The organism is Microtetraspora niveoalba, assembly GCF_001570405.1.
GTDB classification, from domain to species: Bacteria; Actinomycetota; Actinomycetes; order Streptosporangiales; family Streptosporangiaceae; genus Microtetraspora; species Microtetraspora niveoalba.
In genome coordinates, this window is sequence record NZ_BBYM01000002.1 from 147,163 (window position 1) to 161,581 (window position 14,419).

General features: G+C 71.5%; 17 protein-coding genes. 6 read left to right on the top strand and 11 right to left on the bottom strand.

All coding sequences use genetic code 11. The annotated features are described in order from the left end of the window. Positions 1 to 189: 189 nt before the first annotated feature. On the bottom strand, positions 190 to 663 hold the full coding sequence (locus AWQ70_RS00660; RefSeq protein ID WP_067168679.1) for a MarR family winged helix-turn-helix transcriptional regulator: 474 nt from the start codon (positions 661 to 663) through the stop codon (positions 190 to 192). Positions 664 to 772: 109 nt separating this feature from the next. Between AWQ70_RS00660 and AWQ70_RS00665 the strand changes: the two genes are divergently transcribed. Continuing rightward, positions 773 to 1,189 (top strand): SRPBCC family protein, encoded by a 417-nt coding sequence (locus AWQ70_RS00665; protein ID WP_067168681.1) that lies wholly within the window; start codon positions 773 to 775, stop codon positions 1,187 to 1,189. Positions 1,190 to 1,327: 138 nt separating this feature from the next. Here AWQ70_RS00665 and AWQ70_RS41875 read toward each other — a convergent pair whose 3' ends face one another. The 6 genes from AWQ70_RS41875 to AWQ70_RS00690 form a co-directional block, all read right to left on the bottom strand. Then, a complete protein-coding gene (locus AWQ70_RS41875; RefSeq protein WP_281196810.1) occupies positions 1,328 to 1,462 on the bottom strand; it encodes a hypothetical protein in 135 nt (44 codons plus the stop codon). Between the two features lie 374 nt (positions 1,463 to 1,836). Then, positions 1,837 to 2,313, bottom strand: a complete 477-nt coding sequence (locus tag AWQ70_RS00675) for a DUF8711 family protein (RefSeq protein WP_067168686.1) — start codon at positions 2,311 to 2,313, stop codon at positions 1,837 to 1,839. Positions 2,314 to 2,642: 329 nt separating this feature from the next. After that, positions 2,643 to 2,798: a hypothetical protein gene (locus AWQ70_RS38500; RefSeq protein ID WP_157529823.1), complete on the bottom strand. Its 156-nt coding sequence runs from the start codon at positions 2,796 to 2,798 to the stop codon at positions 2,643 to 2,645. A gap of 71 nt (positions 2,799 to 2,869) precedes the next feature. Next, complete coding sequence (locus tag AWQ70_RS00680) at positions 2,870 to 3,400, bottom strand: hypothetical protein (protein WP_067168688.1); 531 nt, start codon at positions 3,398 to 3,400, stop codon at positions 2,870 to 2,872. Positions 3,401 to 3,505: 105 nt separating this feature from the next. Next, positions 3,506 to 4,333: a 2OG-Fe(II) oxygenase gene (locus AWQ70_RS00685; protein WP_245646606.1), complete on the bottom strand. Its 828-nt coding sequence runs from the start codon at positions 4,331 to 4,333 to the stop codon at positions 3,506 to 3,508. Between the two features lie 174 nt (positions 4,334 to 4,507). Then, positions 4,508 to 5,455 (bottom strand): alpha/beta fold hydrolase, encoded by a 948-nt coding sequence (locus AWQ70_RS00690; RefSeq protein ID WP_084516391.1) that lies wholly within the window; start codon positions 5,453 to 5,455, stop codon positions 4,508 to 4,510. Positions 5,456 to 5,745: 290 nt separating this feature from the next. On the opposite strand from AWQ70_RS00690, the gene AWQ70_RS00695 reads away from it, so the two are divergent. Together AWQ70_RS00695 and srmL are read left to right on the top strand one after the other, a co-directional pair. After that, positions 5,746 to 6,129 carry a hypothetical protein gene (locus AWQ70_RS00695; RefSeq protein ID WP_067168692.1) on the top strand — a complete coding sequence of 128 codons (384 nt, stop codon included), beginning with the start codon at positions 5,746 to 5,748 and terminating at the stop codon, positions 6,127 to 6,129. A gap of 208 nt (positions 6,130 to 6,337) precedes the next feature. Then, positions 6,338 to 7,534, top strand: a complete 1,197-nt coding sequence (gene srmL, locus AWQ70_RS00700) for a PheS-related mystery ligase SrmL (RefSeq protein ID WP_084516393.1) — start codon at positions 6,338 to 6,340, stop codon at positions 7,532 to 7,534. Positions 7,535 to 7,801: 267 nt separating this feature from the next. Here the strand turns inward: srmL and AWQ70_RS00705 are convergent, their stop codons facing one another. The 4 genes from AWQ70_RS00705 to AWQ70_RS00720 form a co-directional block, all read right to left on the bottom strand. Beyond that, positions 7,802 to 8,548, bottom strand: a complete 747-nt coding sequence (locus AWQ70_RS00705) for a phosphotransferase family protein (RefSeq protein ID WP_067168696.1) — start codon at positions 8,546 to 8,548, stop codon at positions 7,802 to 7,804. 156 nt (positions 8,549 to 8,704) lie between these two features. Continuing rightward, a complete protein-coding gene (locus AWQ70_RS40375) occupies positions 8,705 to 9,211 on the bottom strand; it encodes a hypothetical protein (protein ID WP_218004360.1) in 507 nt (168 codons plus the stop codon). Between the two features lie 204 nt (positions 9,212 to 9,415). After that, on the bottom strand, positions 9,416 to 9,949 hold the full coding sequence (locus AWQ70_RS00715) for a hypothetical protein (protein ID WP_245646607.1): 534 nt from the start codon (positions 9,947 to 9,949) through the stop codon (positions 9,416 to 9,418). A gap of 398 nt (positions 9,950 to 10,347) precedes the next feature. Then, positions 10,348 to 10,722, bottom strand: coding sequence for a nitroreductase family deazaflavin-dependent oxidoreductase (locus AWQ70_RS00720; protein WP_067168700.1), 375 nt, complete (start codon positions 10,720 to 10,722; stop codon positions 10,348 to 10,350). Between the two features lie 225 nt (positions 10,723 to 10,947). Here AWQ70_RS00720 and AWQ70_RS00725 point away from each other — a divergent pair, with 225 nt between their 5' ends. The 3 genes from AWQ70_RS00725 (at position 10,948) to AWQ70_RS00735 (ending at position 14,229) form a co-directional block, all read left to right on the top strand. After that, complete coding sequence (locus AWQ70_RS00725; RefSeq protein ID WP_067168702.1) at positions 10,948 to 11,583, top strand: TetR/AcrR family transcriptional regulator; 636 nt, start codon at positions 10,948 to 10,950, stop codon at positions 11,581 to 11,583. A 619-nt stretch (positions 11,584 to 12,202) separates the two neighbouring features. Next, entirely contained in the window at positions 12,203 to 13,474 is a 1,272-nt protein-coding gene (locus tag AWQ70_RS00730; RefSeq protein ID WP_245646608.1) for an MFS transporter, read from the top strand. Further along, a complete protein-coding gene (locus tag AWQ70_RS00735; protein ID WP_067168705.1) occupies positions 13,471 to 14,229 on the top strand; it encodes an SDR family NAD(P)-dependent oxidoreductase in 759 nt (252 codons plus the stop codon). The genes AWQ70_RS00730 and AWQ70_RS00735 overlap by 4 nt, the downstream gene beginning before the upstream one ends. Positions 14,230 to 14,419 lie beyond the last annotated feature (190 nt).

A 14,419-nucleotide genomic window follows, 5' to 3' on the forward strand; every position in this document is an offset into this window, starting at 1 on the left:
CTCCGCATCCTCTCCCGCGGCTCCCGACTCCACGGGAGTCGCGACGGCGCCCGGCGAGCCGGGTTCTCCCACCGGCTCACCGGCGCCCGCCGAAGGCGAACGTGGGGCACACCCGCCCTCTCCGCGCAGGGACGGCAGACCGGGAAGCCGGGGCCCGGCGAGGCCGGTGCGGGCGGCGCGGGCGACCGGTCACCGCGGGCCGGCGTCCTCCTCGGACACGTGCTCACGCCATGCGCGTTGCGCCTTGGCGACCCGGTGCAGCGCGGACGTGAAGGCGCGGTAGGCGTCCTCCCCCAGCTCCCGGCGGTGACGCTCCTCGATGTCGGCGAGAATGGCCCGCGCCTTGGCGACCTCGTCCAGTCCCGCCGGCGTCGGGACGACGAGTTTCGCACGCCGATCCCGCGGGTCCGGCACCCGGGCGACGTAGCCCAGACGTTCCAGCTCGTCCACGATGACGCCGACGATCTGCTTGTGCTGCCCCGACCGCGACGCCAGCTCGGTCGCCCGCGCCCCCTCCGGCGGGAGCACCGCGAGCACCGTCCCGTGACGCGGTCCCACCCGCTCATGCCCCTGCTCGGCCAGACGGGCGAACAACTCCTCCTGCAGCGCGCGGCCCAGCTGCCCGACCAGCACTCCCAAGTCCGGCTCCCGTGTCTCGGCCATCCCATCCCCAAATTTAGTCACGATCATTGACGGTCATTAATCGTTACTATACCGTGGAGGCAGTCGACCTCGCACACGGCGGGGAAGAGCGAGCGAAGGAGCACGCGTCATGAGCAACGCCGGCTTTTCCTACACCCTCACCCGCACCCTCGACGCCCCGATCGACAAGGTCTGGGCCGCCTGGACCACCCCCGAGATCTACGGCCGGTGGGCCAGCGCCGAAGAGGTCGCCCTGGACGTGCGGACCGGCGGCGTCTGGAGCTCGGTCATGGTCATCCCCGGCGGCGCCCGCGTCCCGCTGTCCGGCACCTACGCCGAGGTCGTCGACCGCAAGCGCCTGGTGATGGGGATGAACGTCCCGGGCCAGGCCGAGCCCGTCCTCATGACCGCCGAGTTCGCCGCCGACGGCGATCGCACCCAGATCACCCTGTCCCAGGACTTCGACACCGCACAGGACCGCGACCAGGCCGAACAGGGTAGCAACTTCCTTCTGGACGGCCTCGCCGCCCACCTCGCCACGACCTGAACCGCCGGGCGGAGAACGTCCGCCGCCGCGACCGGGTGCCCGCCGCCACGCACCGCACTTCGGCACGGGTACCCGCTCGCCGCCTCCTCTCGCGGTCACCACCGGAGGAGACCTCGCGGTGCTTGGTCTCGCCTGACGTCACACGGGCGTGTACGGCGTCCAGGTGACGACGAACGCGGCGACCAGCAGGAGTGGTAAGACCTGCACCAACGCGATGTCCCGTCGGCGACGCCTCCACGCGACGACGGCGGCCGCCAGCAGAATCAGGGCCACGACCGCCGATGAGGTGTAAGCGGCAGCGGAACGGAAGTTCATCTCCGCGAGCCACTCGGCGGGAGTCGGGTCTCCCCGCCCGTCGCACCACACACTGGCTCCGTCGCAGAGCTCACCCCGGAGGTGAACACTGTTTCGAGCCCAACCCGCCACCAGCAGAAGGAGCATGTCCCCGAGCAGAACTGCACCGGCGGACACGACTCGCCAGCGCGTGGAGACTCCCCCGGCCTCGTGATCCTTCATCACTTGATCGTACGAAATGCACGCCTGCGCCCCGTGCCGCCGGAGACTCCGACGCCGTCCGCGACCACGTCGCCGCCACTTGGGAGCGGCGCCGGCCGCGGACGAGGCGGGGCCCGGAGTACCGAAGGGCGTCAGGAGCAGGCGGCGAGCAGCTTCTTGCTGGCCGCGTCGGCCTTCTTGCCGACATCGGCCGCCGTGACGGAGCCGACGTCGAGCTGGGAGAACGCGTCGACCATCTCAGTCAGGGCCGTCTTCAGATCGCCGTCGGCCCGCTCGGAGATCTTCTTGAGCGTGCCGGCGTGGTCCGAGATCGCTTTGTTGATGCCCGTGGGGTCGGTGGCCGACGCCATCACCTTGGTCATGAAGTCGCCCGACGCGGCGACCGCCTCCGCGCAGAGCGCCGCGTTGTCCGCGCCGCCGCCCGCGCCGCCGCCCGAGTCGCCTTCCGCGGCGTCGCCGCCGCTGCCGCCGCCGTCGGCGACCTCGGTGACGCGGGCCGCCTTGTCGTCTCCGCTCCCGCCGCTGCCGTCGCCGCTGCCGCAGGCCGCGGTGAGCGAGACGAGCACGATCGCCGCGACGGCTGTGAGGGTCTTCCTGACGTTGATCATTCGTGGCCCTTCCGATGATTCATTACGGATGACGAACTGTCTCGCGCTCCCCTTGCGGCCCGCTTTCAACGGCCTCTCACCGCCTAGCGTGGCTCGCGAGCGGCTGGGAGTGATCCGTGTCAGCACGGAGATCGGTCCCGGTGCCGACGGCGGCGTAGGCCGGTGCGGCGGTGAAGCTGCGTCCGGCGAACTGTGCGGCCGGCCCGCGCGGCGACCGGCCGCCCGCAACCGCACGCTTCGACTCCTCGCCCACCCGCTCGGAGCGAACTGACCCGACGGAAGCGGGCGCAGGCCACTGGCCCCATCCGGCTTCCGTCCTCAGCTGTGAATCAGAGATAGGAGATCAAGGCGGCCCAATGTTCTTCCGTCAGGGGATGCGGATTAGCTGCGCCCGGCACGCGTCGAAACGTCATCCCCTGGAACCGCTCGTCGTCATGAAGAGCCCGGAACGGAATCACGCGATCACGCCAGCTGTCCACCACCACCGGAACGAACCATGCTCTCGTGGGCGACAGCCGACCTCATGAAACCGGCCACTGTCGGGTCGACACGGTTGTCATGACGCTTCGGGCCCGACGTGGGTGATGGAGTGGCGGCCGATCCGCCAGGTGCCGCCGTCGGCGCGGGCGCCGCGCAGCCCGTCCAGAGTGCCGGGGCCGGCCAGCCGCACGGTCTCGATGCCGCCGATCGAGGCGAACGCGAAGGTCCGCGCCGGGTCCCAGGCCGTGCTGTGCCGCAGGCGGCGGCTCATCTGCGCCCATCCCAGCGCGGCGCCCGCGACCACCCATGCATCGGGATCGCCCGCGACGAAGCGGGTGGCCGGGCGCAGCCAGGAGGCGGCCTCCTCCGGCCAGGTGACGACCGCCAGGATCTGCCCGCCGCGGGCGTGCCAGGCACGAGCGAACGCCTCGGCGGCCGCGGTGGAGGCGGCGTCGCGGCCGTGGCCGAGCGTGACCACCTCGGTCCGGGGCCGCCGCCCGGTGAGCAGGTCGACCAGTGCGGCCACTTCGGCGGCGGTGTGCCCGGCCGGTGCGGCAACGGGGAACCGCCGGGTGCCGATCAGCGGTGAGCGTGTCGGAGCCGGCATGGCATCCCCTGTCGTTTCGTGTCGTTCGTCGAGCGTCCAGCGGGTGCGCTCGTCCGGCGGGCACACCGCGCACGGCCGGTACATCGGGTCGCTCCCGTTCGGGTCTCAGGCGGCGTCGTGGAAGACCAGGCCCAGGGTGTGCCGGCGTCCGGAGCGCACCGTGCTGACGCCGTGCCGTGCCGGGGAGGCCGACCAGCCCCGCGCCGAGCGGACCGGCCGGTCCCGTGTGGTGAAGATCAGCCCGCAGCCTTGCTCCAGCATGGTCGCCGTGCCCCGGGACTGGGCGCGGGGCCGTTGTTCGACCAGCAGGAACTCTCCGCCGGAATAGTCGCCACCCGGCTCGTCCAGGCCGATCACGACCTGCAGCGGGAAGACGAGGTCCCCGTACAGGTCGCGGTGCAGGGCGTTCCAGTCACCCCGCTGGTAGCGCAGCAGGATCGGGGTCGGTTTGGTCTGCCCGGCCGCATGGCACATCCGCAGCCACTCGGCCAGCGTGTCCGGCCACGGCGCGGGCCGCCCCAGCTTGGCCGCCCAGTCCCGGGCGATCGGCAGCAGGCGCGGGTAGAACGCCTCCCTCAACTGCTGCACCAGCTCAGGGAACGGGTTGTCGAAGTAGCGGTACTGCCCGGACCCGAACCGGAAGCGGGCCATGTCGACGGTCGAGCGGAACAGCCCTGCTTCGTCGTACAGGTCGGCGATGTCCCGGCACTCGGCCGGGGTCAGCACCGGGCGGGTCAGGGCGCAGCCGAACTCGTTCATCTCGGCCGCCAGGGCGGGCCAGTCACAATGCGCCACGCGCTCGCGCGGCGAGCCCGCCGGACGCCGCTTCTGCCCCGGAAAGTCCGGCGAGGTCTGGGTGAGGCCGCTCGTGGACTCCTCTCCCATCCACAGTGGCTCGCCCAGCGGGCCGTCCATGCTCGTGTGAAGGGTCAACGTTCCGTCCTTTCGGCTCTCCACCAGGTATAGCGCCGAACCGGCCGCCGGCCCCGGCGGTATTCGGACGTCGCGCTCAGCCTTCGGTGGCGGCCCACAGGCGGGCGCGTCGCTCCCGGGCTCCGCGGAGGGTGTACGCCCTGACGGCGGATCCCGGGCGACGCCGCCCCGTGGTCAACGGCCGGCGGCGACCGCGCGGACGGCGTCGGCGACGAGGTCCGGCTGGGCGTACTGCACGTAGTGCTCGGACGTCGCGGCCACCACCAGACGGCCACGGGTCGACAGCGCGGCGAGGCGGCGCTGGTGCTCGACGGCCTCCGCGGACTGGCCGCCCGCCACGATCACCACGACGGGCAGGTCACGCCAGACGCCCGCGCGGACCGTCGCGGCGACCTGCGCCGCGCTGTCCACGGTCGACAATCCCTCGGCACGTGCGGCGGCCATGCCGGCCGCGCCGTAGACGACGGGCGCGTCCCGGACGGTGATCTCGGGTGCGCCCGGGGCGGCCACGGCGGATCCGCCGAGCAGCCGGAGCAGCCCGAACCGCCCGGCCAGCTCGTAGGCCGTGAACTGGGCGGCGAGCAGGGGCCGCGCGACCCGCAGTTCCCCGGCGCCGCTCTCGTCCATGGCGTCGACCAACACCAGGCCGGCGGTCAGGTCCGGCCAGTGATGCGCGAACATGCGCACGACGACCGCGCCGTACGAGTGCCCCACCAGGACGTACGGCCCGGCCTCCCCCGCGGCGGCGAGCAGCGTGCGCAGCTCCCCCGCCGCGCGGTCGGCGGTTCGCGGCCCCGGCCCCTCCTCGCTCCACGCGTATCCGGCCCGGTCGTAGACGCACACCCGGTTGTGCGCGGCGACCCGCGACTGGACGTCCGCCCAGCTCGCGCCGGACTCCCCGAGGCCCGCCTCCAGGATGACCGTCGGGCCGCCGGAGCCGGTGCAGTACAAGTGCAGGCGATGGCCGCCGACATCGAGCAGCCGTCCCGGCGGCGGGTAGCGGTCCGCGTCCCCGCCGCGCGCGATCGTCTCGTACCCGAAGCCCGTCCCCGCCAGGATCGCGAGCACGATCGCGGCCCACATGATGATCCGGGGCCATCGTCGTCCCCGCTTTCCGGTCATGCTCGCATGCTAGGAATCACCGTTCGGCGTCTCGCCGTCCGAACGGGGGATCGTCGCCTGCTACTGGAGGATCAGCCGGCACACGCCGTACACCCCCGGGTGCAGAACTTCGGCGCCGGACGGCACGAGTGTGCCCGTCACGGCCACTGTCGCCGTCCGCCGATGCGGTCGACACCGGCCGCCGCCCCGGCCTTCTTTCTGTCCATTTCCGCGGATTGAAGGTTCTGCCGTTCATTGACCGATGTCGCAGGCGAAAAGTCTCAAAAGACGGGTTCGATGCCCCGCTCGAGATGACGAGCACCCCGAGCCGACACCGCAGCTCCTGGAACTGGGAAGCGGCAGGACTGGACCTGCACTGGTGGAGCGCGGGCGCTCTCACCGCCTCATCCGCCCTGGGGGACCGCTACGCCTTCGTCGCGACGGACTTCGCCGACGCCGCGGACCTCGACGGCGACGCCGATCCGCGGACACGGGGTGCGTCCAGCCTGCAGCACGTCCTGGCGCGGGCCACGTCCGGCCTGGCGCTCTTCCCGGCGGTCCCGCTGGCCGCCGCGCTCGCCGACCGCACGGGCCTGCACGCCCGTACGGACCCCGCCCGCCCGGGGTACTTCCCGCTGGACCCCACCAAGTTGGACGGCGTCGACGCCGTCGCGTTCCTCACCTTGCCGGGCTGACCGATGGAATTTCGGTTGACCGTCGCGTGGCGGCGAGTGCTAACCTCCCCGCCATGTCGAGAGTGCAGCGATTTATCCGCCCCCGGCCGGCGATGCCGGCCGCCGGGGCGAATCGGCGTGCTCTGACCTGACGCGGCCGCATCGGTTCCCGGCGGCGGGCCGGCCGGGGGGCAGCTCCCCTGTCCACCGCGAACCGATCGGAACCGCCATGTCCTCTGCCTTGTCCTCTGCCGTCTCCCGTCCGAACCGCACCCGGCCCCGGCCGTACGTGCTCGACGCGAGCGAACTCGCGGGCGCGTTGACCACCCGGGATCTCAGCGATCCGGGCCAGGGGCCGCACGCCATCCAGCTCGTCGTCGACACCCTCGTCCGGGCTCTCCACAGCCGCTGGCACAACCAGGTCCGGCTGGTCCGGGCTCATCCCTTGGTGCCCGTCGAGGACAACTACGAGCGGCTGGGCTACCCGCCGGACGCCGTCACCCGGGACGCCCGCTACACCCGCTACGCCAGCGAGACCTGCATGTTGCGCAGCCATACCAGCGCCATGATCCCGCCCGTGCTGCGCGAGCTGGCAGGTGAGATCGCGGGCGAGGGCGGCTACGGCTGGCGCGACGTCCTGCTCGCCTGTCCCGGCCTGGTCTACCGGCGTGACGTCGTCGACCGGATCCACACCGGCACCCCGCACCAACTCGACCTGTGGCGCGTCGCCACGGGCCGGCGACTGGGCACCGGCGATCTCGACGAGATGGTCGCCGCCGTCGTGGGCTCGACCCTCCCCGGGGCGCCGTACCGGACCGTCGCGGCGTCGCACCCGTACACCGAGGACGGGCGCCAGGTGGACGTCCGGGTCGGCGAGGAGTGGATCGAGATCGGCGAGTGCGGGCTCGCCGCCCCTCACGTCCTGGCCGGGGCCGGGTTGGATCCCGCCGTCAGCGGACTCGCCATGGGGCTCGGGCTGGACCGGCTGCTGATGCTGCGGAAACAGATCCCCGACATCCGCCTGCTGACGGCGCCCGACTCCCGCATCGCCGGGCAGATGCTCGACCTCGCCCCCTACCGGGCGGTGTCCAAGCACCCGCCGATCTCCCGCGACCTGTCGGTCGCCGTCCACGCCGAAACCGACGCCGAAACCCTGGGCGGCGCGGTGCGCGACGCCCTCGGCCCCGGCACCGACGCGATCGAGGAGATCCGCGTCGTCTCCGAGACACCGGTCGAGGACCTGCCACCGGCCGCGATCAGCCGCATCGGCGCACTGCCCGGGCAGAAGAACGTGCTGCTGCGCATCGTCCTGCGCGACCCCGCCCGCACCCTGTCCGACGAGGAGGCGAACACGATACGCGACCGGGTCTACGCGGCCGTGCACCAGGGGACCACGCACCAATGGGCCGGCCCCCGGCCGGCCTGACCTGCGGCGAGCCTCCGGATGAGGAGGCGGAAACACGAAGCCCCTGGGAGGAGGATCCTCTCAGGGGCTTCACGTCCGACAGTCATGTCGACGACCGGCTCTCTTAGAAGCCCCAACAAAATGATCTAAGAATTCCGGTGATCATATACAGGTTGATCACCTGTGTGAGGAAGGGCGAGCAGCCGCCGTGGAGCATCCCGGATGAGTTGTGGGCACGGATCGATCATTCCGTTCGGACTTTCTCATAGCAGTCGGGCGCGCGCGGCCTCACAGCCGGGATCTCAGCACGTCGATCTCACAGCCCGGCGCGAACGGGTCGAAGCCGTGCTCGACCAGCCAGCGAACCACCAGCAGGCTTCGCAACGACCACCACGCGCGGATCACGTCGAGGTCGACGTCGGTGCCATAGCCGGCGACGACATCGCCGAGGTGCTTCTCGTGTCCGAGCGTCAAGATGGCGAGGTCGAACAGGGCGTCACCTTGGCCCGCCTCGGACCAGTCGATGATGCCCGTGACCTCGTCGCCGTCGACGAACACGTGAGCGATCTGCAGGTCGCCGTGCGTGAACGCCGGACTCCAGGGCCGGAGCGCGGCCTCGGCGACCTGGCGGTTGCGGGTGACCAGGTCGGCGGGCAGGACGCCGTTCGTCACGAGCCACTCGCACTCGCCGTCGAGTTCCGCCGCCAACTCGTCGAGGCCCCGGCCGGCCCGGCCGGGCCTGGGCGGCAACGGCGCGTCGTGCAACCTCCGGATGGCGGCGCCCGCCGCGGCCCACGCCGCCGGGGACGCGGTCGACGGCTCGCCGAGGCGGCCGAGCGCCGTCCCCGGTACTGCGGCGATCGCGAGCACCGGCGGCTTGTGCCACAGGACCTTCGGGGTCGGGACCGGCGCCAGGGCCATCGCCTCGACCTCGACGTCGATGCGCGCCTGATCGGCGTCCACCTTCAGGAACACGTCGCCGACGCGCAGGGTCGCGCGCTCGGAATGGGCGACGACCACTTTGACCTCGTCCATGGGCGACCAGTATCCCGGGGGTGATCGTCGACGTCACCAGGTTTGTCGCGTGCGATTGCGCGGCTGACCGCGTCCCGCTAGCAAGCGACCTCGTGCGCGACACCGACCGCCGGCCAGGTCAAGTCCACCACTTTTGTTAGGCGCCCCTCCCAGCCTTTAGGAGCGCTGACGTGAGAGCACTCGATCGAGAAGGATGACCGGCACCGTGACCGCTGCCAGTCCGGCGCCGATCCACGTGACGGAGGTGATGCCGGCGCCGGCGTTGAGGGCGACACCCGCGAGCGCGGGGACGATGCTGATGCCCAGTTGGAACGCGGAGACCGTCGTGGCTCCGGCGAGCGTCGGCGCCTCTGCGGCGATCGTGAACACCCGCCCGTAGATGCCCGGGTTCAGGACGAAACCGGCGATCCCGAGGAGCAGGACGAGCGGGACGACGACCAGGGCCTGCCGAGCAAGCGCCGCGAGCAGGACGGAGGATGACCGCGTCGCCGGGTCGGCTGTGTCTCGCGGGGCCGCCTGATGGGTGGACATCTCCTCCACGGGCCCGCTGCTCGCGTCGCCGTTCCGCTCCCGGTCGCCCTCATCGAGCACCGGCACGTCCACCTGGTCCCCGACCGCGGTGATCCCGGCGCTCGGACCGGCGGCGGATTCCTCTGTGATCATCGAATCGCGATGTTTCTTCATGGTCGTCACCTCCGGCGCGACCTTCGCATCCGCGATACCGGAGGTGGAACTTCGGTTGCCGAAACCGGGACAAGGCGTGCCGGCGTCACCGGGCACGAGGGTGATCACAGGCACGCTGCTCCACACCGACCGCTCCGTACGAAGGGCCGCGTCCCGGGGAGCCGCGGGGCGCGATGCGGCCGGTCAGCCGGTGCCGGGGACGGTGACGTTCTGCTCCTTGAACGGGTAGCCGGTCTCCGTGGCGTCACGCTGCAGGCCGTCCATGGAGGCCTTGCCCGCGTCGAGGTCGGCTGGTGTGGCGGTGCCGCTCTTCAGCTTGTCGGTGAGACCGGCGAACCGGCCGCTGACGGACTCGACGGCCTTGCACAGCGTCGGATTGGCCACGGCGAAGCCCTTGGCGACCCTCAGTTCATGCAGGGCGAACGCGCCTGCCACCGCCGCCTTGACGAAGGTGCGCTTCCGCTTCTCCGCTCCGGCCTGGAAGCCGCCGCTGCGCAGGGGTTTGTAGATATAGCGATGGAAGGCGCCCAACGCGAGGCCCGCGTGCAACGCGAAGCGGGTCTTGGCGAACCGCTTGGCGTTTCCGCCCGCCGGGCATGCGGAGGTGTACTCGCGCTCGTTGCCCCCCGGCGGCGTGGCGGCCGCCGTCGCCTTGGCGACGACCGCGTCTTCGGAAGCGAGAGAGGTGCTCCTGCCGCCGCAGCCGACGAGCAGCACGACTGCCAGCAGAGTCGTCGCCGCGTATACGGCAGCGGATCGGTTACTCCGTACACGTGCCACTTCGTCCCCCTATGGATAACCCCGGGATTCCGCGGCGCACCGGCCAGGGGTCCCCGCGGGGACCCCGGATGCGGGGCCGTCGCCGGTCTATGCGCTCATCGCCCTCCTCACGCCCGGAGCCGACAGCGGTCCTCGTGCGACGCCTGCCCGTGGGACGGCCCGCCGACCGTCGCCGATCGGGGCCGAGCGCCGTCGTATGGCGAGTTTGCCGCGCTCGTTGTGGAGTAAGCGCGCTTTTGCCGCGTCCGAGCCGCCCCAGCACCATGGCCCACCGGACATTTTGTGGATGACTGACCGTCTCGTGCGCTACCGGCCGTCAGGGAGGCAGCCGATCGTCAGCCTGCGGCCAGGTCCATGCGGAGGAACTCGGTGATGCGGAGCAGCCGCGGTGGGCGCGGCACCTCGTCGGCGAGAGCCCGGAACGCCTCGTCTTCCCCGATGAGGCGTGGGGCGGTGAGCTCCACCTCCCTCCCGTCGACCCGGAGCCGCGCCCCGCCGGCCGCCAGGACGTTCCGCACCCAGTCCGAGCGCGATCCGTACACCAGGACGAACAGGTAGCCGCCGTCGACAGGATGCGCATCGAGCGGCGTGCGGTACGTCGTTCCGGAAACACGCCCGACGTGCGTCAGCACCGGCCACGTCCCGCTCGCGACGGCGCGGGGGTTGAACACCCGCTTGTTCACGTGCCCCCACCACCTGGGCATCGGCATCGGGATCTCCTTGTCTCGCCCCGGCGGGGCGCGCGTCGCGGGCCGGACGTTCGCCGAGCTCCCGGCCGACTCCGGGACGACTTACGCTCGTAAGGTGACTTACGAGCGTAAGGCTGGCTTACGTATGTAAGATTGTCAACCCGCCCGCACCCTGGAGCCGTCGTGTCACCCTCGCCATCACCCTCGCCATCGCCGACGCCACGGCAACCGCTCAGCAGAGACCGCGTGCTGGAAGCCGCGATCCGGGTCGCGGACCGCGGCGGCGTGGAGGCGATCACGATGCGACGGGTGGCGCAGGAACTGGGCGTGGAGGCGATGTCGCTGTACCACCACGTACCGAACAAGGACGCGATCCTCGACGGCGTGGTCGACATGGTGTTCGCGGCGATCGAGCTCCCCGGCGCCGACTGCGACGATTGGCGCGACGCGATCCGTGCGCGCGCTTCCTCCGCGCGTGCGGTCCTGTCGCGGCACAGCTGGGCTCTCGGCCTCATGGACTCCCGTCGCGACCCGGGGCCGGCGACGCTGCGCCACCACGACGCCGTCCTCGGGGTCCTCCGGGAGGCGGGGTTCACGCTGCCGATGGCCGCGCACGCCGTCTCGCTCATCGACAGCTACATCGGCGGGTTCGTCCTCCAGGAGGCGAACCTGCCGGTGACGACGCCGGACGACGTCGGGGAAGTGGCCGGCGGCATCCTCGCGCACCTGCCGGCGGGCGAGTTCCCGTACCTCACAGAGATGATCGTCGACCACGCCCTGCGACCGGGCTACGACCACATGAGCGAGTTCGGCTACGGCCTGGACCTCATCCTGGATGCGCTCGAAGCCCGCCGGAATCAGAGCCCCGACACCGCCACGTGAGACGCGGCTCGCCTCTGTCGGCGAAGCACGACCGAAGCGTTCTCATACGGTGAGACCGAGCGGCTGGAGCCGTTCCTTGGGCGGCTCCGGCAAGGGCGAGTCCCGCAGATTGATCACAACCCGATACGCCCCCCTAGACCGCGTCGGAAAGCGCCGTGTCGAGCGCGTCGAGGATTGGCCGCCGGCCCCCTCACATCGGCCCGGACCGGCCGCCTCGGACGGCATGAGCGCATCGTGATCGCCCTCGCCGCCGCCAGACGGTCGCGCGCCCGATTGAGACGGCGGTCAGGTCGTCGCCGATATTTGACCGTTCGATCTAGATAGCACTAGGGTTCGGGGCGCGGCAAGGACAAAGCGGTTCGATCCGGACACGCTTCCACGGACGGCCTCGAAGCTGTCCCGGAGGCGGGCCTGCGAGCTCGTCCGGAGCGAGGTGTGCGCGTTCTCGGGCACATGCGTCCCGAGCGCGGAAGTCCGCCCGACGCCGCCGCACAGACTCCAGCCGTCCGGAGTGAGGAAGTACTCATGATTGACGAGAAGCGGTCCAGTGGGCCCCGATAACAGAACGATCGTTCTGGATAGGCGTGCCGGGCTGACGGCCTTCGCCCTGCTCGGGACCGTGCAGGTCACGCTCATCGCGGCGATCACGGTCATCACCGTGGCGTTGCCCGCCGTACAGCGGGATCTGCGTCTGGACGACGCGGGGATGGTGCTCGTGACCTCCGCCTACGGCCTGGCGTTCGGCGGGCTGCTGTTGCTCGGCGGACGGCTGGCGGACTCGCGCGGGCGGAGAAGGATGTTCGTCACCGGCGTGGTCGTCTTCGGCCTCGCCTCGGCGGCGGCCGGCCTGGCCCCGTGGGCGGGGACGCTGCTCGTCGCCCGGTTCGCCCAAGGAGTCGGCGCGGCGTTGACGGCGCCGGCGGCGATGGCACTGGTGGCCGTCGTGTTCCCCGACCCGCATCGCCGAGGACGGGCTATGGCGATCTGGGGCGTGCTGAGCAGCGCCGGGGCGACGGCGGGAACCGTGCTGTCCGGCGTGGTGATCACGTGGGTGCCGTGGCGCTGGGTGTTCCTGGTCCCCGTGGCGGTGTCGGCCGTCGCGGCGTCCGTGGCCGCCCGGCTCTTCCCCGCCGACCACCCGCCGGTCCGGGGTCGGATCGACTGGCTCGGCGCGGTGCTGACGACCGCCGGCCTGGCCATGTTGATCTACGGGCTGCAGCGCTCCGCCTGGACGGCCTTCGGCGGCGTCGTGCTGCTCATCGTGTTCGGATCGGTCGAGCGGCGCTCCCCGGCCCCGTTGATGCCGTTGTCCTTCCTGAGCGGGCGCGTCCTGCCCCTGATCGCCGTGACGGCGTGCGCGGGGGCGATGGCCTCGGGGTTCTACCTGCTCTCCCTTTATCTGCAGGAGGTGCGCGGCCTGTCGACGCTGCAGACGTCGGCCGCCTTCCTGCTGCCCGCCCCGGCAGTTCTGGCTTCGGGCTCCCTGGCCGGATGGCTCATCGCCCCTCTGGCGATCCGGCGCGTGCTGGCCACCGGATTGGCGACGGCGGCCGTCGGCCTGTCGCTGCTCAGCGTCCTCGACGCGCCCTACGCCGGGCTGGTCGTCTTTCCCCTCGGAGCCGGCCTGACGTTCTCGGCCGCCACCGTAGCCGTGCTGCGGGACGTGCGAGAGGACCAGGCGGGCCTGGCCGGCGGACTGCTGAACACCGCGATGGAGATCGGCCCTCCGCTCGGCCTCGCGGCGCTGGTCTTCCTCGCCGGCGCCCACTCCCATCAGCCGTCGAGCGGCTATGCGTTCGCGCTCCGTGTCGCGGCGGCCGCTCTGCTCGTCACCGCCCTGTTCGCGGCGTCCATGCGCCGCCACAAGATGAGAGAAGGAGAATCGGAATGACCGCACGTTTCACCGGCAAGGTAGTCCTGATCACCGGTGGAGGTTCCGGCATCGGCAGGGCCGCCGCGCTCGCCTTCGCCGGGGAAGGCGCGACCGTGGTGGTCGCCGGACGCAACGCCGAACCCCTGGCGGAGACCGTGAAGTTGATCGAGGCCGAAGGGGGCCGAGCCGACGCGGTCACCGCGGACGTCTCCTCCTCCCCGGACGTCGCCCGGCTCGTCGCGACCACCGTGGAGCGGCACGGCGGCCTGCACATCGCCTTCAACAACGCGGGAGTCCTGGAAACCGGACCGCTGGCGGACATGGACGAGGCGGCCTGGGACCGCCTGATCTCGGTGAACCTGACCGGCGTCTTCCTCAGCATGAAGCACCAGATCGCGCACATGCGCGACAACGGCGGCGGCGTCATCATCAACACGGCCTCCAACTTGGGCGCGCACATGCGGCTGCCGTACCTCGGCGCCTACGCGGCGTCGAAGGCGGCCGTGAGCGCGCTGAGCCGAGCGGCGGCGCGGGAGTGCATCGGACAGGGCATCCGCGTCAACGCGATCAGCCCGGGCCCCGTCGACACCGCCATGTCCCTGCGCCCGGGAGAGACCGAGGACGCCCGCGCGGAACGGATGAAGGACGCAGTGCCGATCGGCAGGGTCGGCACACTCGCCGAAGCGGCCTCCGCGGTGATCTGGCTCGCCTCACCGGAAGCGGGTTTCACCGTCGGACACGACCTGGTCATCGACGGAGGCGCTTCCGCGTGAGCCACATGCGCCATAACCGCACGAGCGGCTGACGGAGCCGCCGCCGGCCCGACGGCGAGCCCCCCGGGCCGGCGGCACGTCGTTGCGCGGGCCAGCCCGCTCCTCCCGGGGCGTACGTACGCAATGCACCGGCAAGGGCTGTTACGCGGTGATCCAGCACCACGGCTCCACCGGCTACAGCTGGTGCGTG